Source organism: Aliiroseovarius zhejiangensis (genome assembly GCF_014656375.1).
Taxonomy (GTDB): Bacteria; Pseudomonadota; Alphaproteobacteria; order Rhodobacterales; family Rhodobacteraceae; genus Aliiroseovarius; species Aliiroseovarius zhejiangensis.
In genome coordinates, this window is record NZ_BNCH01000006.1 from 129,937 (window position 1) to 149,504 (window position 19,568).

General features: G+C 59.9%; 16 protein-coding genes and 2 pseudogenes. 8 read left to right on the top strand and 10 right to left on the bottom strand.

Features of this window, described 5'->3' with window-relative positions:
- Positions 1-13 precede the first annotated feature (13 nt).
- The 3 genes from IE188_RS13435 to IE188_RS13445 form a co-directional block, all read right to left on the bottom strand.
- A complete protein-coding gene (locus IE188_RS13435) occupies positions 14-1,099 on the bottom strand; it encodes a TRAP transporter substrate-binding protein (RefSeq protein ID WP_191287028.1) in 1,086 nt (361 codons plus the stop codon).
- A 124-nt stretch (positions 1,100-1,223) separates the two neighbouring features.
- Positions 1,224-2,363 (bottom strand): acyl-CoA dehydrogenase family protein, encoded by a 1,140-nt coding sequence (locus IE188_RS13440; protein ID WP_191287029.1) that lies wholly within the window; start codon positions 2,361-2,363, stop codon positions 1,224-1,226.
- Positions 2,360-3,538 carry a CaiB/BaiF CoA transferase family protein gene (locus tag IE188_RS13445; RefSeq protein ID WP_191287030.1) on the bottom strand — a complete coding sequence of 393 codons (1,179 nt, stop codon included), beginning with the start codon at positions 3,536-3,538 and terminating at the stop codon, positions 2,360-2,362. The genes IE188_RS13440 and IE188_RS13445 overlap by 4 nt, the downstream gene beginning before the upstream one ends.
- A gap of 80 nt (positions 3,539-3,618) precedes the next feature.
- Here IE188_RS13445 and IE188_RS13450 point away from each other — a divergent pair, with 80 nt between their 5' ends.
- Both IE188_RS13450 and IE188_RS13455 read left to right on the top strand, forming a co-directional pair.
- Positions 3,619-4,512, top strand: a complete 894-nt coding sequence (locus IE188_RS13450) for a LysR family transcriptional regulator (RefSeq protein WP_191287031.1) — start codon at positions 3,619-3,621, stop codon at positions 4,510-4,512.
- A 91-nt stretch (positions 4,513-4,603) separates the two neighbouring features.
- Positions 4,604-5,293: a GntR family transcriptional regulator gene (locus IE188_RS13455; RefSeq protein ID WP_191287032.1), complete on the top strand. Its 690-nt coding sequence runs from the start codon at positions 4,604-4,606 to the stop codon at positions 5,291-5,293.
- 58 nt (positions 5,294-5,351) lie between these two features.
- Here the strand turns inward: IE188_RS13455 and IE188_RS13460 are convergent, their stop codons facing one another.
- Genes IE188_RS13460 through hutI form a run of 5 tightly spaced genes read right to left on the bottom strand, consistent with a single transcriptional unit; the run spans position 5,352 to position 10,951 of the window.
- Positions 5,352-5,693: a RidA family protein gene (locus IE188_RS13460; protein ID WP_191287033.1), complete on the bottom strand. Its 342-nt coding sequence runs from the start codon at positions 5,691-5,693 to the stop codon at positions 5,352-5,354.
- Positions 5,694-5,743: 50 nt separating this feature from the next.
- Positions 5,744-7,411 carry a urocanate hydratase gene (gene hutU, locus IE188_RS13465; RefSeq protein WP_191287034.1) on the bottom strand — a complete coding sequence of 556 codons (1,668 nt, stop codon included), beginning with the start codon at positions 7,409-7,411 and terminating at the stop codon, positions 5,744-5,746.
- Positions 7,408-8,208: an N-formylglutamate deformylase gene (gene hutG / locus IE188_RS13470; protein WP_191287035.1), complete on the bottom strand. Its 801-nt coding sequence runs from the start codon at positions 8,206-8,208 to the stop codon at positions 7,408-7,410. The genes hutU and hutG overlap by 4 nt, the downstream gene beginning before the upstream one ends.
- Positions 8,205-9,743 carry a histidine ammonia-lyase gene (gene hutH / locus IE188_RS13475; protein WP_191287036.1) on the bottom strand — a complete coding sequence of 513 codons (1,539 nt, stop codon included), beginning with the start codon at positions 9,741-9,743 and terminating at the stop codon, positions 8,205-8,207. Before hutH ends, hutG begins: the two co-directional genes overlap by 4 nt.
- Positions 9,740-10,951, bottom strand: coding sequence for an imidazolonepropionase (gene hutI, locus IE188_RS13480; RefSeq protein ID WP_191287037.1), 1,212 nt, complete (start codon positions 10,949-10,951; stop codon positions 9,740-9,742). The genes hutH and hutI overlap by 4 nt, the downstream gene beginning before the upstream one ends.
- Positions 10,952-11,044: 93 nt before the next feature.
- Between hutI and IE188_RS13485 the strand changes: the two genes are divergently transcribed.
- Positions 11,045-12,403, top strand: coding sequence for a formimidoylglutamate deiminase (locus tag IE188_RS13485; RefSeq protein WP_191287038.1), 1,359 nt, complete (start codon positions 11,045-11,047; stop codon positions 12,401-12,403).
- Between the two features lie 40 nt (positions 12,404-12,443).
- On the opposite strand, the gene IE188_RS13490 is transcribed toward IE188_RS13485, so the two are convergent.
- Positions 12,444-13,049: a recombinase family protein gene (locus tag IE188_RS13490; protein ID WP_191287039.1), complete on the bottom strand. Its 606-nt coding sequence runs from the start codon at positions 13,047-13,049 to the stop codon at positions 12,444-12,446.
- A gap of 92 nt (positions 13,050-13,141) precedes the next feature.
- On the opposite strand from IE188_RS13490, the pseudogene IE188_RS13495 reads away from it, so the two are divergent.
- The 5 genes and pseudogenes from IE188_RS13495 to IE188_RS13515 all read left to right on the top strand — a co-directional run.
- Positions 13,142-13,925 (top strand): annotated as a pseudogene (locus IE188_RS13495) (DUF4158 domain-containing protein); the annotation flags it as partial.
- Between the two features lie 232 nt (positions 13,926-14,157).
- Positions 14,158-15,324, top strand: a pseudogene (locus tag IE188_RS13500) (IS3 family transposase).
- A 260-nt stretch (positions 15,325-15,584) separates the two neighbouring features.
- Positions 15,585-16,898, top strand: a complete 1,314-nt coding sequence (locus IE188_RS13505) for a 3-deoxy-D-manno-octulosonic acid transferase (protein WP_191287040.1) — start codon at positions 15,585-15,587, stop codon at positions 16,896-16,898.
- The gene (locus IE188_RS13510; RefSeq protein ID WP_191287041.1) at positions 16,895-17,704 is read left to right on the top strand and encodes a hypothetical protein; all 810 of its coding nucleotides are present in this window, start codon (positions 16,895-16,897) and stop codon (positions 17,702-17,704) included. The genes IE188_RS13505 and IE188_RS13510 overlap by 4 nt, the downstream gene beginning before the upstream one ends.
- 65 nt (positions 17,705-17,769) lie before the next feature.
- A complete protein-coding gene (locus IE188_RS13515) occupies positions 17,770-18,513 on the top strand; it encodes an acylneuraminate cytidylyltransferase family protein (RefSeq protein WP_191287042.1) in 744 nt (247 codons plus the stop codon).
- 180 nt (positions 18,514-18,693) lie between these two features.
- Here the strand turns inward: IE188_RS13515 and IE188_RS13520 are convergent, their stop codons facing one another.
- Positions 18,694-19,305, bottom strand: coding sequence for a HutD/Ves family protein (locus tag IE188_RS13520; RefSeq protein WP_191287043.1), 612 nt, complete (start codon positions 19,303-19,305; stop codon positions 18,694-18,696).
- Between the last annotated feature and the right edge of the window lie 263 nt (positions 19,306-19,568).

Below are 19,568 nucleotides of genomic sequence, written 5' to 3' on the forward strand. Positions count from 1 at the left end.
TGTGCGGAAGGTCTCAGTAGCCCATGACCAGGTTACGGGCGTTCATCTGACCGTTGTCAGCATAGACCATGTATTGGCCGACCGAGTCGCGATAGGCGACAAAGCTCTCGGTGATCCGTTTCACCAGCTCGTCATCGTCATTGCGCAGATCGTCGATGACTTCGCCCGCAGCCTTGCCCATGGCGGTGATCACATCCTCGGGGAACATTTTCACCTGCACGCCGTGCTCGGCGACCATCGCCTGCAAGGCCTGCGCGTGCTTGGTGGTGTATTCGGTCCAGACCTGATTATACAGGCTGTCACACGCCGCTTGCACAACCTGCTTCAGGTCGTCGGGCAGTTCGTTGAACACGTCCATGTTCACGCCACATTCCTCGGCCGAGGACGGCTCGCCCACGCCGGGCCAGTAATAGTTCTGCGCCACCTGGTAATAGCCAAGCGCGCTGTCGGTCCACGGGCCGATGAACTCGCCCGCGTCCAAGGCGCCGGTTTGCAACGCCTGGAACATGTCCGGGCCGCTCATCGCTTCCGCCGCCATGCCCATCTTTGCCGCCATTTCCGAGGCCAGCCCGGTGGTGCGGAACTTCATGCCCTTCAGGTCTTCGGCCGAGTTCACTTCGTTGCGGAACCAACCGCCCCATTGCGGGCCAGAGTTGCCACACAGGAAGGGTTTGATGCCGAACCGGCCATACATTTCGTCGTAAAGCGCCTGACCGCCGCCATGCACCATCCAGCCGACCTGTTCATCCGCGCGCAGCCCAAATGGTTGCGAGCCGAACAGAAGGATGCCCTTAGACTTCGACCCCCAATAGGCGGGGACGGCGTGATACAACTCGGCGGTGCCTTCGCTGACCGCGTCAAAGACGCCGCGACCGGGCACAAGCTCTCCGGCAGGGAACAGTTTCACCTCGATCCGGCCCCCTGACAGGGTGGTGATCCGGTCGGCCAGTTGTTGTGCGGCCACGCCCGGCCCGGGCAGGTTCTTGGGCCACGCGGTGACCATCTTCCACTGGCGCTTGTCCTGCGCGATGGCAGGGGTTGCGAGCGCCGTGGCAGCAGTGCCGATGGCCCCGGTTGTCAGAAATGTCCGTCTTTGCATATGCCTCTCCTCCACTCGGCAGTTGCGACCAAAGGGCAGGCAGCGCGCGCCCTTGGTCAAATCCGTGCATAAAGCTATTATGTAAATACATAATAGAGTCAATCTTTCCGGCGCAAAAAGCGGGTTATGCCAGCAGCCCTCGCGCAATGATTGTGCGCTGGATCTCGGACGACCCTTCATAGATGCGGAAAATCCGAAGATCGCGCAGATAGCGTTCCAGCGGGAAGTCGCGGGTGTAACCGTAACCTCCGTGAATTTGCAGTGCCCGATCGGCAATCCGCCACGCTGCCTCACTGGCGTAAAGCTTGGCAAAGGCGGATTCGCTGGAATAGCGCACGCCGGTCCCGCGCAGGGTCGCCGCCTGCATCGCCAGCGCGCGGGCGGCTGCCAATTCGGTGGCGCTGTCGGCCAGCATCCATTGCAGCCCCTGAAAATCGGCAATCGGATGACCGCTTACCTGACGTTCCTTGGCATAGGATATCGCGGCGTTCAGCGCAGCTTCGGCGATGCCCGTGGCCTGCGCCGCAACCTCGATCCGGCCGTTGTCCAGCACTTTCATCGCGGTGCGAAAGCCCGTGCCCTCGTCGCCCAGACAGTTTTCTTCCGGCACCCAGCAATCAAAGCTGATGCCAAACACATGCCCGCCTTTCAGGCCCATCGTCTTTTCATGCGGCGCGATCGCCACGCCGTCGATCTTCTTCGGCTCGACGATAAAGGCGCTGACACCACGCGCACCGGCATCGGGGTCGGTCTTGGCATAGACCACCATGAAATCCGCCGCCCCCGCGTTCGAGATAAAGCACTTGGACCCCTTGATCCGGTATCCATCACCTTCGCGCTTCGCCGTCGTGCGCATGTCGGCGGGGTTCGACCCGGCCTGCGGTTCGGTCAGGGCAAACGCACCCAGTGACGTGCCCGCCGCCGCACCCGGCAAAATGCGCGCCTGCAAGTCGGCATCTGCCCCCAGCAGCAGCGAATCCGTCGCCAGAAAATGCGCGGTCAGCATGGATGCGGTCGACCCACAGGCCCCCGCAATCGCCTCGACCGCCGCATACAGCGCGGGGCCGGACAGGCCGATACCGTCGTGCTCTTCCGGCAGGTTCAGGCCAAACAAGCCCAATTCCGCCATCGCGTCCCGATGGACGGTGGCAAACAGGGATTCCTCGTCGATCTGCGCCGCTTTCGGGGCCAAAACCTCGGTCGCGAACCGTTCGATCTGCGCGACCAGCGCGCGTTCGTCGTCGCTCATGGGATAGGTGGTCATGCGCCTTGCTCCTTGTTCAAAGTGTTCAGAATGTCGCCTGCATCTGCGTTCAGGGCCGGGGCCGGTTTGCGCCCGCCGCGTCCCACACCGCTGAAATGCACCGGCTGTTCGGGGACGTTCAAAACGCCCAAACCGGGGTGCGTGACCGTGGACGCCAACCCGCGCTCCACCGCTTGAGGCGAGGCCCAAGCCTCGGCCACCGATTGAATGGAGGATGCCGGAATGCCCGCCGCCGACAGGTGGTCCACCACCTGATCCACAGGCAACGTGCCTGCCCACTGGTCGATATACTCCGCCAAGGCAGGTTCGTTTTCGCGGCGCAAAGGATCGCTGGCAAACCGCGCATCCTGCACCAGTGCGGGCTGGCCGATCACCTCGCAGAAGGTCGCAAACAGCCGGTCATTCAGAACTGCCAGTGCGAAATGCCCGTCCGCCGCCGGATAGGTGCCAAAAGGCGCGGACAGCGGGTGGCGGTTGCCGGTGCGTATGGGTTCCTCGCCCCCCATCAATGTGCGGCAGGCCAGAATGGGCATCATCGACACCAACCCGTCAAACAGCGCCACATCCACATGACGTCCCAGCCCCGTGCGACTGCGATCAAACAGGGCAACCATCGTGCCCCATGCGGCAAACAGGCCACCGGCCACGTCACCCAACGCCTCGCCCACCATCGTCGGCGCGCCATCAGGTTCTCCGGTCGCGTCCATCAACCCGCTCATCGCCTGTACGATGATGTCATAGGCGGGTTTTTTGGTGTTCGGCCCGGTCTGCCCGAAACCGGAAACAGACACATAAACCAGATGGGGAAAGCCCTCGGCCAGCGCGTCATAGCTTAGCCCCAGTTTCTCCATCACGCCGGGGCGGAAGTTTTCGATCAGCACGTCGCAATCGGCCAGCAGCACCTTGACCGTCGCAATCGCGTCGGGCGATTTCAGGTCCAGCGCAATGGACCGCTTGCCCCGGTTGATCGCCTGAAACAACAGGCTTTCGCCATCCTTGAACGGGCCGATATGGCGGTAATCGTCGCCATGCGCGGCTTCGACCTTGATCACATCCGCACCCAGATCGGCCATCATTGCGGTGCAGTATGGACCCGCCAGAACGCGGGTGAAATCAAGCACGCGCACCCCGCTCAGGGGCTGGGACGTTTGGGAATTGGGGGGCTGCGTTGGCATATGATCCTCCGATTTTGATCGGTTGAGCATACAGGCCAACATGCTATAACTAGAAATACACATTGCTGATAGAGCGATTAATGCAAACTATACCCATCAGCCTGCGCCAGATCGACTATGTCATCGCCGCCGCGGACACCGGCAGCACCGCCGCCGCCGCGCGGGTGTTGAACGTGTCGCAACCGTCGGTGTCGCTGGCAATTACCAAGGTCGAGGATCATTTTGGCCGCCCGCTGTTCGCGCGCAGCGCGGGTCAGGGCATCGCGCCCACCGCGTTCGGGTTGCGTAAGTTGGGCGCCTTGCGCAGCCTGCGCGCACAGGCGCAATCGGTGCTTGATCACAAAGACAGCGGGGCGGAGGTCCTGAACCTTGGCGTCTTCTCGACCCTTGGCCCCCGTTACGCACCTGCGCTGGTCAACGGCTTTCAAAAGACCAATCCCAACCCGGCAATCAAGCTGCACGAAGGCGACCTTGACCGGCTGACCCGATGGCTGGAAAACGGCCGCATCGACCTTGCCCTGATCTATGATTTCGGTCTGCCCTCGACGCTGGAGATCACACCGCTGGCCGATATCCGCCCCTATGGTCTGGTCGCGGGCACGCATCCGCTGGCCGGACGGGGGACGGTTGCAATGGCGGAACTTCTGACCGATCCGCTGATCTTGATGAGCCTGCCACACAGTCGCGATTATTTCCTGACGCTGGCGCAGATGAACGGTATCCGGCCGCGCATCGCGCATGAAACCGGCTCGGTCGAGATGTTGCGCGCCATGGTCGCCAACAATATGGGCGTGGGGCTGGTCGCCACCGACATCGCGCAGGACACCGCCTGTGACGGCCAGCCCGTCACACGGCTGGAACTGTCAGACCCGCTTGTGCCCCACCGCATCGCGCTGGCCCGTGCATCACATCCGCATACCGCGCCGCTGGTCGCCGCCTTTCAGGATCATGTGGCCAGCGCCTTCAACGCCTGACACGCTATGTCTGGCCTTTTACGCCTTATGTCTATATCTTTTGAAAAAATCCGCCGGGATCATCCAAAACCGCAAGGTCGAAAGGCACATCATGTCCATAACCTATCGCGAGGTGAAAGCCGATATCCTGCGCCAGATCACCCAAGGCACGCTTGCCCCCGGCAGCGCCATGCCGAACGAGGTCGACCTGGCCGCAAGCTATGGCTGTGCGCGAGCCACTGTCAATCGGGCGATGCGCGAACTGGCCGATGATGGCATCATCGAACGCCGCCGCAAGGCCGGCACGCGGGTGCGGCAAAATCCAATCCGGCAGGTCCGCCTGAACATCCCCATCGTCGGGCAGGAGATCGAGGAGCTGGGCGCCACCTATCGCTATGCGCTGGTGCACGGTCAGGCCGAACCCGCCCCCAACTGGCTGCGTGCCCGCATGGCGTTGCAGCGTGACGACCGGGTGTTGCACCTGACCTGTATGCATTACGCCGATGGCGCGCCGTATCAGCACGAGGATCGTTGGATCAACCTCTCGGCCCTGCCGGAAGCCGAGCAGCATGATTTCTCGGAAGTAGGTCCCAACGAATGGCTGGTCTCGACCGTGCCGTTCACCGACGCGCAGATCAGCTTTCACGCGGTTCAGGCCGACGCGACCATCGCGGATTATCTGGATTGCACCGAAGGCGACGCCCTGTTCCAGACGGAACGCACCACGTGGCTTGAGGGGCGGACGATCACCTTTGTGCAACTGACCTATCGCCGCGGCCACCGCGTGACGATGCAATATTAGACGCCCATGAAAAACGACCCGCGCAGAGTGATCTGCACGGGCCTTTCCAAGGGTTTGGTCAGCTATACGCCGCATCCACGATGATCTCGACCTTCAATTCGGGTCGCGCCAGTTTGGCTTCGCCACAGGCGCGGGCAGGCGCATGGCCCTCGGGCACCCAGGCGTTCCAGACCTCGTTCAGCCCGTCGAAATCGCTCATGTCAGCCAGCCAGATGGTGGCGCGCAGCATGTGTTCGCGCGACGATCCCGCCTGCGTCAGCAACGCATCGACGCGGCGCAGGCACTCGGCGGTTTGGTCCTGAATGGTGTCGCCTTCCCCGACCTGTCCGGTCAGGTAAGCCACGCCATTGTGTTTCACGATCTTTGACGACCGGATGCCGGTGTCGATACGTTCGATCATATCTGGGTCTCCTGCATTGGAATGGGGGGCGATTGTCGCCCCCCTGATCTTTACAGAATACCCGGCAGGTTCAAGCCGTTCTCGCGCGCGCACTCCTTGGCGATCTCATAGCCTGCATCGGCGTGGCGCATGACGCCGGTGGCCGGGTCGTTCCACAAGACACGCTCGATCCGGCGGTCTGCGTCCTCGGTCCCGTCACAGCAGATCACCATGCCCGAGTGCTGGCTGAAGCCCATGCCAACCCCGCCACCGTGGTGCAGAGACACCCAGGTTGCGCCCGACGCGGTGTTCAGCAGCGCGTTCAGAAGCGGCCAGTCCGATACGGCATCCGAGCCGTCCATCATTGCCTCGGTTTCGCGGTTGGGCGAGGCAACGGACCCGCTGTCTAGATGGTCGCGGCCAATCACGATCGGCGCTTTCAATTCGCCATTGCGCACCATTTCGTTGAACGCCAGACCCAGCTTGTGACGCACGCCCAGACCAACCCAGCAGATCCGCGCGGGCAGACCCTGGAACGCGATCCGCTCGCGGGCCATGTCCAGCCAGTTGTGCAGGTGGCTGTCTTCGGCCAGAATTTCCTTCACCTTGGCGTCGGTCTTGTAGATGTCTTCCGGATCGCCCGACAGGGCTGCCCAACGGAACGGGCCGATGCCGCGGCAGAACAGCGGGCGGATATAGGCGGGCACGAAGCCGGGGAAATCAAAGGCGTTCTCAAGCCCTTCCTCCAGCGCCATCTGGCGGATGTTGTTGCCGTAATCGACGGTCGGGATGCCGGCGGCGTGGAAATCGACCATCGCCTTGACCTGCACCTTCATCGACGCGCGAGCAGCCTTCTCGACCGCTTTCGGGTCGCTTTCGCGCTTCTCGCGCCATTCCGCCATGGTCCAGCCCTGCGGCAGATAGCCGTTCACGGGGTCATGGGCGCTGGTCTGGTCGGTGACGATGTCGGGGCGGATGCCGCGTTTTACCAGTTCGGGGAACACATCGGCAGCATTGCCCAGAAGCGCGACCGACTTGGCTTCACCGGCAGCGGTCCAGCGTTCGATCATCTCAAGCGCCTCGTCCAGACTGTCGGTTTTTTCGTCCACGTAACGGGTGCGCAGGCGAAAGTCGATGCTGTCGGGGTTGCACTCAACCGCCAGACAGCAGGCCCCGGCCATCACGGCAGCCAACGGCTGAGCACCGCCCATGCCGCCCAGACCACCGGTCAGAATCCACTTGCCGGTCAGGTCGCCACCGTAATGCTGACGCCCGGCTTCGACAAAGGTTTCATAGGTGCCCTGCACGATGCCCTGCGAACCGATATAGATCCACGAGCCGGCGGTCATCTGGCCATACATCGCCAGACCCTTCTTATCCAACTCGTTGAAATGATCCCACGTCGCCCAATGCGGCACGAGGTTCGAGTTCGCAATGAGCACGCGCGGCGCGTCCTTGTGCGTCGGGAAAACGCCCACGGGCTTGCCCGATTGCACCAGCAACGTCTGATCGTCGTCCAGATCACGTAAAGTGGCGACGATTTTGTCGAAATCGTCCCAAGTGCGCGCGGCGCGGCCTATGCCGCCATAGACGACCAGCTCGTGCGGGTTTTCGGCCACATCCGGGTGAAGGTTGTTCATCAACATCCGCAGGGGCGCTTCGGTCGTCCAGTGCTTGGCCGTCATCTCGGTGCCGGTTGCGGGATAGATGTCGCGGGTGTTCTTGCGCGGATCGCTCATGATGTTCCTTTCAGGTCAGGTGCCATGTCGGCCAAGGTTGTCAGAATGGTTTTCAGATGCCCGCGCAGCCGCGCGGATTTTTCGGTGTCATAGGTCCAGGGCGCGGCCTCGTCCGTCAGATAGGTGCTTTGCGCCAGTTCCATCTGAATCGCGTGCAGCCCCTCGGCCGGGCGGCCATAATGGCGCGTGGTCCAGCCGCCCTTGAAGCGCCCGTTGGTGACGGTGGAATATCCATCCGCCATCTGGCACAGGCTTTGCACGGCGGCCTCAATCTGCGCCGCGCAGGTGGTGCCCAGATTTGTGCCGATGTTGAAATCGGGCAGGGTGCCGTCGAACAGAAACGGGATGTGGGACCGGATCGAGTGGCAATCATACAGGATCGCGATACCGTTTCGGTCGCGCACTCGCTCAAGCTCGGCCTGCAATGCGGCGTGATAGGGCGCGTGGAAGGCTTGGCGCCGCGCCTCGACCTCGGCGTCCGTGGGCGGAGTGTCCCAAATGTCCTGCCCGTCGAAATCGGTCAGCGGCACCAGCCCGGTGGTGTTCTGGCCGGGGTAAAGCGACACGCCCGACGGGTCGCGGTTGGCGTCGATCACATAGCGATGGAAGGTCGCGCGCACCGTAGTCGCGCCGGGCAGCAATCCGTCATAGAGCGTGTGGATATGCCAATCCGTGTCGTCCAGCCCCTGCCCGCGCGCATTCAGTCGCGCCTTGATATCTTCGGGAACATACGTCCCCGTATGGGGAAGCCCCAGCACGATGGGGCTGTCGCCCCGGTGAATTTCAACAGGGGTCATGGGTGAAGCTCCGGCATGTGGGTTTTCGTGGCAGCGACAACCGCGTTCGACGCAATCAGCGCCGCCGCTTTTTCCAAGTCAGGCGCAAGGTAACGATCATCCCCCAGCGTTTCGACCTGCCCGCGCACGGCGGCGATCACGGATACCAGCGGCGCACTTGTCGCCAGTGGCGCGCGGAACTCGACCCCTTGCGCGGCGCACAGAAGTTCGACCCCAAGGATGCGTTCCAGATTGGCGACCATGCGCGACAGACGCACCGCGCCATGGGCGGCCATGCTGACGTGGTCTTCCTGATTGGCCGAGGTCGGCGTTGAGTCGGTCACGCAAGGGTTCGCCAGATGCTTGTTCTCGCTCATCAACGCAGCCGTGGTCACTTCGGCAATCATATAGCCCGAGTTCAGCCCCGGATCGGGCGTCAGGAACGGCGGCAGATCATGGCTCAGCACCGGATCAACGATCAGGGCAATGCGGCGTTGCGCAATCGCGCCGATCTCGGCAATCGCCAATGCGATCATGTCAGCGGCAAAGCCCACGGGTTCGGCATGAAAGTTGCCGCCCGACACGATCAGCCCCGCCTCGCTCAGCACCAGCGGGTTGTCGGTGGCGGCGTTCGCCTCGATCTCCAACGTGCGGGCGGCCATGCGCAGCATGTCCATCGCGGCACCTGTCACCTGCGGCTGACACCGGATGCAATAGGGGTCTTGCACGCGGGTATCCCCTTCGCGGTGGCTTTCGCGAATGACCGATCCGTCCAGCAACGCACGCATGGTTGCGGCGGCCTCGATCTGGCCCGCATGACCGCGCAAGGAATGAATTTCGGGTTGCAAGGGCGCGGTCGATCCCATGATCGCGTCCGTGGACATCGCCGATGTGACCAAAGCCGAGCACATCGCCCGCCACGCGCCAAACAGGCCGATCAGTGCATAGGCGGTGGTGAATTGCGTGCCGTTGATCAGGGCCAGCCCCTCTTTCGCGCCCAGCACGATGGGGGTCAGGCCTGCGCGGCGCAACGCCTCGGCCCCCGGCAGAACTTTGCCTTCGAACGTCGCTTCGCCGTGGCCAATCATTGCCGCTGCCATATGCGCCAGCGGGGCCAGATCGCCGGACGCGCCGACCGATCCCTGCACCGGGATCACCGGCGTGACGCCGCGCGCCAGCATCCCTTCCAGCAGCTCGACCAGCTCCATCCGCACGCCGGACGCACCGCGCCCCAGCGACAGCAGTTTCAGCGCCATCATCAGGCGGGCGTGGGGTTCGGGGATCGCCTCGCCCACGCCGCAGCAATGGGACAGGATCAGGTTGCGTTGCAGGGTGGCAGTGTCGGACGGGTCGATTTTGACCGAGGCCAGTTTGCCAAAGCCGGTGTTCACGCCGTAAACCGCGTCCGTCCCATTGGCCGCGTCAGCAATCTGTGCCTGCGCCGCACGGATGCCGTCATGGCAGGCCGGATCAAGGCGCACGGCAAGCCCGTCGCGCCAGATCATTTCCAGATCGGCCAGAGTGGTGGCGCCGGGTGTCAGGGTCAGTGTGGTCATGCGATTTCTCCAGTGATACGAAACGCCAACGGATTGAAGCCGATGCGATAGGACAGTTCCGCAGGTTCCGCGATGTCCCAAACGGCCAGATCGGCCACCTGCCCCGGCGCAATCGTGCCCAAATCCGCCAGCCCCAGCGCGGCAGCGGCGTGTTGCGTGACGCCGCGCAGCGCTTCTTCGGGTGTCATGCGAAACAGGGTGCAGCCCATGTTCATCGTCAGCAGGATCGAGTTCAAAGGAGAGGTGCCGGGATTCAAATCCGTCGCGAGCGCAATCGGCACATTATGCTTGCGCAGAAGATCAAGCGGGGGCTGCTGGGTTTCACGCAGGGTGTAGAACGCACCGGGCAGGATCACGCCCACGGTGCCAGCGTCCGCCATCGCGCATACGCCGTCTTCGTCCAGATACTCGATATGATCGGCCGACAGTGCGCCATAGCTGGCCGCCAGCTTCGCGCCGCCCAGATTGGACAATTGTTCGGCGTGCAGTTTGACCGGCAAGCCCAGTTCCTGTGCCACGTCAAAGACGCGGGCGATCTGGGCGGGTTGGAACGCAATGCCCTCACAGAACCCGTCCACTGCATCCACCAACGCTTCGGCGTGGGCCGCACGCAGGGCTGGGATGCACACTTCGTCAATGTACGCGTCGTCGCGGCCCGTGTATTCCGGCGGGGTGGCATGGGCGCCGAGGAAGGTGGTTATCACGCGAAGGGGGCGCTGGTCCGCGATCTGGCGCGCCACGCGCAGCATCCGAAGTTCGGTGTCCAGGTCCAGACCATAGCCGGACTTGACCTCGATCGTGGTCACGCCTTCGGAGATCAGCACATCGACGCGGCGCAGTGCCTGCGCAAGCAGGTCTTCTTCACGGGCCGCGCGGGTGGCCTTCACGGTCGACACGATCCCCCCGCCGGCGCGGGCAACTTCCTCATAGCTGGCCCCGTTCAGGCGCATTTCAAATTCCACTGCGCGGTCGCCGCCATGCACGATATGCGTATGACAGTCGATCAGCCCCGGCGTCACCACGCGCCCACCCAGCGCACGCTGATCCAGCCCGGCAAATTCGGCTGGCACGTCCGCCCGCGGCCCGACCCAGGTGATTCTGCCATCCTGAATGGCAATCGCGGCGTCGCGGATCATCCCGTAAGGCGCGTCGCCATCCGCCATGGTTGCTACGTGCAGATCGGTCAAAAGCTGGGGCATAGCCGTCATAAGATCGGTCCTTTTCGCGAAGTTTCGTCTTTTCTGGTATAATTTTATGTGCAATATGTCTATACATAAAATGAAATACACAGGATAAAGACCATGATCCACGCCCGTCAGGCCCTGCTCGCGTCCGGTTGGGCGCAGGATGTTCGCATCACCCTTGAAGGTGGCCGCATTGATCAGATCGCGGCCAATATAGCCGCCCAACCGGGTGACGTGCGCGTCGATACCCTGCTGCCGGCCTTGGGCAACCTGCACTCGCACACATTCCAGCGCGCAATGGCTGGCATGACCGAGGTCCGCAAGGCCGGGCGCGACAGTTTCTGGACCTGGCGCGAGCTGATGTATCGCTTCATGGACCGCCTGACCCCGGATCAGATCGAGGCCATCGCGGCGCTGGTTTTCGTCGAAATGCAGGAGGCCGGATATTCCAGCGTAGGCGAGTTTCACTATGTCCACCACCAACGCGGCGGCGCGCCCTATGACACGCTGGCCGAATTGTCGCTGCGGGTGATGGCGGCGGCGGGCGAGACCGGCATTGGCCTGACCCATTTGCCGGTGCTCTATACCTATGGCGGGGCGGGCAAGGTGCCGCTGGCCGAAGGGCAGATGCGCTTTGGCAACGATGTTGACCGCTTTGCCGATCTTGTCGCGGACGCGCGCGCCGGGCTGTCAAACCTGCCCGATGACGCCCGCGTCGGCATTGCGCCCCATTCGCTGCGGGCCACGTCCCCCGACGATCTGGCCCGCGCGCTGGCGGACCATCAGGGCGGGCCAGTGCATATCCACATCTCGGAACAGCCGAAAGAAGTCGAGGATATTCACAATTGGCTGGGCGCGCGCCCGGTCGAGTGGCTGCTGGCCAATGCCCCGGTCGATAACGGCTGGTGCCTGATCCACGCCACCCACATGACCGAGGGTGAGACCCGCGCGATAGCGAAATCTGGTGCTGTTGCAGGCCTGTGCCCCATTACAGAAGCGAACCTTGGCGACGGCCCCTTCAACGGCCCCACCTTCCTTGAGGCCGGCGGCGCGTTCGGTGTCGGCTCGGACAGCAACGTCAATATTTCACTGACGGAAGAGTTGCGCACGCTGGAATACTCCCAACGCCTGCGCGACGTGGCGCGCAACGTGATGGTGGTCGGCGAAGGCTCGGTCGGGGCGACACTTTATACGGGCGCGGCAAGAGGTGGCGCGCAAGCCCTGGGCCGTGACGCGGGCGAGATTGCGCCGGGGCGTCTGGCGGATCTGGTCGCCATCGACAGCACCGATCCGACCCTGTGCGCCCTGACGCCGGACCAGATCCTTGACGGTCTGTGCTTCGCCGCGAAAGACAGCGTCATCACCGACCTGTGGTCAGCCGGGCGGCATAACGTAACTGGTGGACGGCATATCGCGCGGGATGCGGTGGTCGCGCGGTATCGCAACGCGGTCGCGGACCTGCTGGCTTCGCTTTGACCTTTCAGGGGTCGTTTACGGTAGGGGGCGAAATGACACTCTAAGCGTTTTCGCGATGCCGTTTGACGATGCTAAGCACGGTATTCTTGCTGATGCAGAGGTAGCGCGCGATCCAGCGATAGCTACGTCCTTCCTCAACGGCGGCAAGAACGTCCGGTGCAAGTTTGTCTGATTTTGGACGCTGCTCCGGCTGGCGCCCTAGTTTTTTCCCGCGCGCGCATGCTGCCGCCAGGCCAGATTTTACGCGCTCACTAATCAGGTCCCGTTCAAATTGCGCGATCCCTGTCAGCATCGTTGCCATCATGCGTCCATGCGGCGTGTCCAATTCAAAAGTCATACCTGACATTGCGACGATCGAAACTTTCCAGCCTGAGAGCTTGTTAAGGGTGTCGAGCAAGTCTTGAGTGGAGCGCCCCCAACGCGAAAGCTCGGTGACCAACACCGCGTCGACTTTGCGGGCTTGGGTCAGTTCCAAGACTTTTGATCGCTCTGCGCGGTTAGACTTGGTGCCTGATGCAGTTTCCTTGAAAATACTAGTGACTTCATAACCGCCGCGCTCTGCAAATTCGGCCAGTTCACGCAGTTGGCGTTCGCAAGACTGATCGGAAGTCGAAACCCGCGCATAGATCGCCGCTTTCTGTCCCATTTGACCCCTTCAGATTTTCGCCTTGCAAGCCATTGATTTTGCTGGCGTGACTATCGTCATAAACAGACACTTGTTCAATAGGTACATATTTCATGCCCCGCCGCAGCATTCTGACCGACCGACAGCGCGCAGCGTTATTTGATCTTCCCTCCGATGAACCCTCGCTACTGCGGCACTACACTTTGTCCGACGAAGATCTGGACCACATCAATCAACGCCGCCGTCCGGAAAACAGACTGGGTTTTGCGCTTCAGCATTGCGCACTGAGATATCCCGGCCGAGCGCTGACACCAGGCGAACTGATCCCGCACGATGTGCTTGCCTCCACAGGAGCTCAGTTGGGCCTCACCGATGAGGCCTTGCTTTCATATGCCGCACGACGGCAAACCCGACAGGAGCATATGGAAGCGCTACGACACCTATTATGGTTATCGGGCGTTTTCCGGTCGCGGTGCCCGCGATCTGAAAAACTGGCTGGAACAGGAGGCAGAACTTGCGACCTCGAATGAAGATATCGCGCGGCGGTTTATCGATGAAGGTCGGAGGGCGCAGACGATCCTTCCAGCGATGACGACAGTCGAGCTGTTATGCGCAGATGCTTTGGTGGCTGCAGAACGACGGATCGAAACTCGGATCGCACAACGTTTGTCCGATGAACTATGCGGCCAACTTGACACTTTATTATCTGAGCACATTGATGACCGGCTCACGCGGTTCGTGTGGTTACGCCAATTCGAAGTTGGCAACAATTCGGCAGGAGCAAACCGGCTGCTAGATCGGCTGGAATTTCTGAAGGGCATCAATCTACCGCCGAATTTGGTTCAAGGCGTACCAGAACACCGTGTCACTCGCCTCCGTCGTCACGCTCGGCGATTTTCTTGGAGGTCAAGTTTCGTTCCAGAATACCGAGTCCGCAGGCCATCACGCCAATGGCTCCCGGCAAGAACGCGCCGTGATACTTGACTGAACAGATGTCGACGCCGTCCGCTAACCCATTACAACGATGTACATTATCCTCCGAAAAATGACGCCCGACGCGCCCTGAAGTAGTACCGGAAAACTGGACAGTCAGCTAACGTGTATCCCAAACCTTTGAAGAGATACGAGAATGGCGAAGCGCCGGAAGTCTACAGACCAGTTTAAGGCCAAGGTGGCGTTGGAAGCGCTGCGAGGCGACAAGACGATCCAGGAGATTGCGGCAAGGCATCAGGTTCACCCGAACCAGGTGAGTACATGGAAACGTCAGGCTGTCGAAGGCATGGCCGATTTGTTTGCCCGTGGCGGCAAACCGGAAGGTCTGACAGAAGCAGAAGTTAAGGAACTTCATGCCAAGATCGGGAGGCTGGCTGTCGAGAATGATTTTTTTGTCCGAAGGGCTGAAGCGGTAAGCCCCGAGAAGAAACGCGCGATGATTAAGCGGGACCATCCCGAGTTGAGCATCAGCCAGCAATGCAAACTGGTGCGGCTGTCGCGGTCGGCGTTATACTACACGCCGGTCGGGATCGACGCGAACACGCTGGCGATGATGAAAGAGGTCGACCGGGTCTTCACCAGATACCCGTTCTTCGGCAGCCGCCAGATCGCCGCCTATCTGTGCCGGGACGGGATCGTTGTCGGGCGCCATCGCGTAAGAAGGCTGATGGCGAAGATGGGGCTGGAGGCGATCTCCAAACAGCCCCGCACCAGCCAGCCGCATCCCAAGCATCCGGTCTATCCCTACCTGCTTCGATGCATGCAGATCGAGAGGCCAAACCAGGTCTGGTGCGCCGAGATAACCTTCGTCCCGGTGCGAAACGGATTCCTCTATCTCGTGGCGATAATGGATTGGGCATCGCGCAAGGTCCTGAGCTGGCGGCTGTCGAATACGATGCATGCCGACTTCTGCCCCTCCCGGCAGATTTGCTTTGCAAATCGCCTGCCGGGCAATGGTCGATGCCCTGAACGAAGCCATCGCCAAACACGGCCCTCCCGAGGTCATGAACACGGATCAAGGGTCGCAGTTCACGGGATCGGCTTGGATCTCGACGCTGACCGAGGCAAGCGTGCGCATCTCAATGGATGGACGCGGGCGTTATCTGGACAACATCTTTAACGAACGGCTGTGGCGCAGCCTGATGCGATCTATCTCTAAGAGATCAATCACGGCTTCCAGGCCCGCTGCGTCGTCAAAAACTGGATCGCATTCTACAACGCCGAGCAACCCCATTCCGCGCTTGATCGGCGAACGCCCGACGAGGCATATTGGGCGGGCTTGGAAGAGCAGAAAGCAGCATGAAACCTAAACACGATTCACCTTAGAAAAGCTGCGAAACTGTCCGAAAATCTGGGACAACTTCAGTGGAATCCTTCATCGCGGGAATGAAACCCCGCTTGATCAATAGTGGAGGACTTGATTTCTCGACCGTCCGCAACGAAAAGACCTGATAATGAGCCAACACTCCTTCACGTCCCGATACTGTACGGGACTCGCAAATCCAAAAGACGAATAAACTGAGACCCGAAATTAAACTATATATTACTCATATATTATACACCTTGATCTGGGTTCTGTTGTTTCCATTTGCTCTTGGATATTTGTTCCTGCGCGGCAGCAAGGACCGGGAATATAGAGAGCATCTGGCCGAGCGTTTTGGTTCATATCAGGATCTCGGCATGTCCTCATCAGTTTGGATTCATGCCGTGTCTATGGGCGAGACCATTGCAGTAACACCCTTGGTACGGGCGCTGCTTGCACAGGGGGAAAGGGTGATCCTAACCCACTTCACTCCTGCAGGGCGGCGCACCTCCCAGTCAATGTTTGCAGAAGATATGGCAGCGGGACGGTTGAAAGCTGTTTATGTACCCTTCGAGTTTGATTGGGTGTACTCACGGTTTTTCAGAACTTTTGCCCCGAAATACGGGCTTATCGTCGAGGCCGACATCTGGCCACGCATGATTTCAGCAAGCCGCAGGCGGAGGGTGCCTCTTTTTCTATGCAATGGCCTGTTTTCAAGCCGGAGCGTTGAATTGGACCGAAAGCTTTTTGGCATACGTTCCGGCGTCATGCGTGAGCTTTCCGGCATGATGGTGAAATCGAGCCTTCACAAGGATCGCTTTCATGCAGTGGGCATCAAGAACATCGCCGTCACCGGCGAGCTTCGTTTTGACCAACCCGTGCCAAAACATCATCTGGCAGCAGCCAATGAGCTTAAGGCGTCGGCCGGATTTGCCAATCGCAAAGCCATTGCACTGTCCAGCGCGGTCGCGGAAGAAGAGGAACTTCACTTCAGCTATATGAAACATATGCTGGAGCGCGTTGAGGATACTGAAACCAGACCTCTTTTCATCTATGTCCCGCGCGAACCCGAGCGTTTTTCTGGACTGACCCAAAGCTTGAATAGCTACGGCCTGCGGGCCTGTGCGCGAAGCGATTGGCTGGATGCAGACCTTTCAGAGAAAGAAAGTCTGGCGCTTGACGATATCGATGTGATTGTCGGCAACTCACTTGGTGAAATGTTCTTCTATCTTGCCCTATCAGATATGGTTGTCGTTGGCAGAAGCTTCCATCCGCGCGGATCCCACAATGTGATTGAGCCACTGCTGCTGGGCAAACCAGTGGTCGTGGGCCCCTATACCTGGAACATCGAATATCCATCGGTGGAAGCGATCGAAGCTGGTATTCTGACGCAATGCGAAACAATTGAAGAGTTGGAGACCTTCACCCTCGATTTTCTTGCCGACCGTTGGGATGCGCGGAAGTTCTCGTACGCCACACGCGATTTCTTGCAGACGCATGCCGGAGCGACTGAAAAATGCATCGCGGCCCTACCAATCCTGTTGAATAATGTGGCGCCGGAGGGAACGTCATGATTTGCATCTGGGATTTTGACGGAGTCTTGTGCAACTCGCTGTATGAGTGTGCAACCGTCAGTCATTTTGCCATGCAATTGCTTGAAGGAACCCTTCCAGCGCTTTCTCGGCATGTTGTGGAAACAACGCTGGAAAGTGGCGAAGTCGAAGCGCTTACTGAAGCATTGCGACCGTACCGTCCCTATGTCGTGGACGGAAAGGATTACCTCTATCAGATTGAATATTTCGTGCGCTCAAATCGCCAGTTTTCTTCGTCCAAGGCGTATTGGAAAGCCTTTGATGCCTTGGTGGATGAAGCTAAATCCCGCAAGTTCGACACCATATTTTATGGCACACGCCGCGACCTGCAATACCTGCTCGAAAATCGCTATGATACGTTGTTTACCGCCTATAACGAAGCGGTCGAGGCGCTGCGGGATTCCACAGAATTGTTCGACACCTATATTTGCACAGCCCGGGACAAGGCCGCTGTGATCTCTTTCCTGAAAATGGCCAACCTTCCCTTTGACGAGCAGAAAATTTACTCTCGTGATTTCAACGGAATGTATGACAATGTCGGGCTTGGAAAGTCGCAACAGATTGGTCGCATCCTGAAAGCCAATGGTGGCTTGCAGCAGAAGTTCGTCTTGATCGAGGATCAAGCGAAAGCCCCGCTGGAGCTATGTGAAACTTGCACGGCAATGACCGTGTTGCGTGCAGCCTATGGGTATGGCGACGCAGAGCAATGGGCGAAACTGCCTGAGGACCGGCATCAAACAATACAGGAACCTAAGCATCTGGGCGAAAGCCTTCGCCAGTTCAAGTAAAATCAGCCGTACAACATGCCCCGGAAACAGGTCATGATGCGATTGAGAAAAGACAGGAGAAAACGATGATTGTTGGACTTTTGACTGGACGCGGGGGAAGTGTTTCCATTCCCGACAAAAATGTCATCGAAGTCTTGGGACGCCCCTTGATGAGTTACGCGGCCTTGATGGCAAATCAATCGAAATTGATTGACGAAGTCTACCTGTCCACCGATGGCGAGAAGCTGAAAGACGTTGGGCGTGAGATGGGGTTGAAGATCATCGACCGCCCCGAAGAACTTGCGCTGCCAACCTCTCAGCACAAAGATGCCCTCACGCATGCACTGTCGGTGCTGGAAGCGGAAGGGAAAAAGCCCGAGATTCTGGTCGTGTTTCTTTGCAACGTCGGCACACATCGCCCGGGTCTGGTGGATCATTGCATCCAGCAACTTATCGACAACCCCGAACTCGATTCCGTGGTCACGGTCGAAGAACGAAATGAGTATCACCCCCTGCGCACCAAGAAGGTTGGCCCGGATGGAAATCTGGTGCCGTTTTTGGAAACCGAAGGTCCAATCTCGACAAACCGGCAAGATCTCGAACCGGCGCTGTTTATCGACCACACGTTTTGGGTGCTCAGGGTTTCAACCTGTTTCGGTCCCGATGCACAAGGTCAGCAACCTTGGGACTTCATGGGGCAAAGGATCAAGGGCGTTCCAAATTCCGGCAGCATCGACATCCACACGCACGAAGATATTGCCTATACCGAGGCTTGGTTGCGCAAATATGGCTGGACGTCAGATGAAACCCCGTCCGGTGATGATATGTGACGCTTAGGTATTGGAGTGTATGCCCTGTTCATTCGGCAGCACTGGCACACATCCGCCGTTTGCATCGTTAGTGCCAGAAGAAGGCAATACTGCGAACTTTCACCAAAACTTTGCAGCATGCTGCCATTCATACATGGTGCAGCATCAGTAACTCTGGGCTCTTTCGTTGAATCCGCCGCACTATGCGCGAACGGCGGCTTTATCGAAAACTCTTAGAGTGTCATTTCGCCCCGTCCCGCAATGGACCCCTTTCAAGCGCAGGGTGATGGTCAACGCGACCGCATCCTGCGCCAGATCGAAGCGCAAAGGGGCGTCATTGCTGATCGCCGTGTCGCCCACGCCCAAATCCGCGCCCTCCACCGAGGCCACCCCGGCAATCACATGCACCACACAGGTCTGCCCCGCCTGCCCGACCGCGTGTGCACCCGCCGCTCGCACGATCTGCGCATCCCCCGCACAACGCGCGGTGTCGAACATCAGGTTGAAATCGCGGATCGGCCCTTGGGTCAGCGTGGCCCTGACCGGCGCCCCACCGTCGAACCGAACAGGCTGCGCGTAATCCGCCTGCATGTCGCCATCCGGCCCGTGCAGCACCATACCGTCGCCCTTGATCACCGTTAGAATACGCGTCAGACCCGGAAAGCTGGAAAACGCCCCGTCGCCATCCACATCCGCCATGCTCAGCCGCCACAAGGGGCCGCCTGCATCCCGCTCCTCGGCAATGTTACGCGTGATGCCACCGCCGTTCTTCCACGGTGTTTCCACCAAGTCGCATTGCCGGATAATCTGCATCGCTGCCCCCAATATTCACTCAACCTCTTATGACCCAACCCTGCACGGGATAGAACTGCGTTCTGATCAAGTTTATCAGCCTGCTGTTCGCTTTTGAAAACGAACCGGCCCATCCGCAGAAAGCCCTCGCAAAATACTGGAAAACGCCCAGCAGAATGCCCTTACGACAGCAGGATCGGGTTCATGCGACACGTTTTCGAGACTTGGGAAAGCCAGATCCGGCAGTTAAAGCGATTTGTTCCGCAGACGCCATCCCATCCTAC

What these genes read in the sequence shown, in the direction of transcription:
- IE188_RS13445 (WP_191287030.1), bottom strand. Translation starts at nt 3,538, where the DNA reads ATGCCAACGCAGCCCCCCAATTCCCAAACGTCCCAGCCCCTGAGCGGG.
- IE188_RS13485 (WP_191287038.1), top strand. Translation starts at nt 11,045, where the DNA reads ATGATCCACGCCCGTCAGGCCCTGCTCGCGTCCGGTTGGGCGCAGGAT.
- hutH (WP_191287036.1), bottom strand. Translation starts at nt 9,743, where the DNA reads ATGACCACACTGACCCTGACACCCGGCGCCACCACTCTGGCCGATCTG.
- IE188_RS13460 (WP_191287033.1), bottom strand. Translation starts at nt 5,693, where the DNA reads ATGATCGAACGTATCGACACCGGCATCCGGTCGTCAAAGATCGTGAAA.
- hutI (WP_191287037.1), bottom strand. Translation starts at nt 10,951, where the DNA reads ATGACGGCTATGCCCCAGCTTTTGACCGATCTGCACGTAGCAACCATG.
- IE188_RS13440 (WP_191287029.1), bottom strand. Translation starts at nt 2,363, where the DNA reads ATGACCACCTATCCCATGAGCGACGACGAACGCGCGCTGGTCGCGCAG.
- IE188_RS13520 (WP_191287043.1), bottom strand. Translation starts at nt 19,305, where the DNA reads ATGCAGATTATCCGGCAATGCGACTTGGTGGAAACACCGTGGAAGAAC.
- IE188_RS13435 (WP_191287028.1), bottom strand. Translation starts at nt 1,099, where the DNA reads ATGCAAAGACGGACATTTCTGACAACCGGGGCCATCGGCACTGCTGCC.
- hutG (WP_191287035.1), bottom strand. Translation starts at nt 8,208, where the DNA reads ATGACCCCTGTTGAAATTCACCGGGGCGACAGCCCCATCGTGCTGGGG.
- IE188_RS13490 (WP_191287039.1), bottom strand. Translation starts at nt 13,049, where the DNA reads ATGGGACAGAAAGCGGCGATCTATGCGCGGGTTTCGACTTCCGATCAG.
- IE188_RS13510 (WP_191287041.1), top strand. Translation starts at nt 16,895, where the DNA reads ATGATTTGCATCTGGGATTTTGACGGAGTCTTGTGCAACTCGCTGTAT.
- hutU (WP_191287034.1), bottom strand. Translation starts at nt 7,411, where the DNA reads ATGAGCGATCCGCGCAAGAACACCCGCGACATCTATCCCGCAACCGGC.
- IE188_RS13450 (WP_191287031.1), top strand. Translation starts at nt 3,619, where the DNA reads ATGCAAACTATACCCATCAGCCTGCGCCAGATCGACTATGTCATCGCC.
- IE188_RS13455 (WP_191287032.1), top strand. Translation starts at nt 4,604, where the DNA reads ATGTCCATAACCTATCGCGAGGTGAAAGCCGATATCCTGCGCCAGATC.
- IE188_RS13515 (WP_191287042.1), top strand. Translation starts at nt 17,770, where the DNA reads ATGATTGTTGGACTTTTGACTGGACGCGGGGGAAGTGTTTCCATTCCC.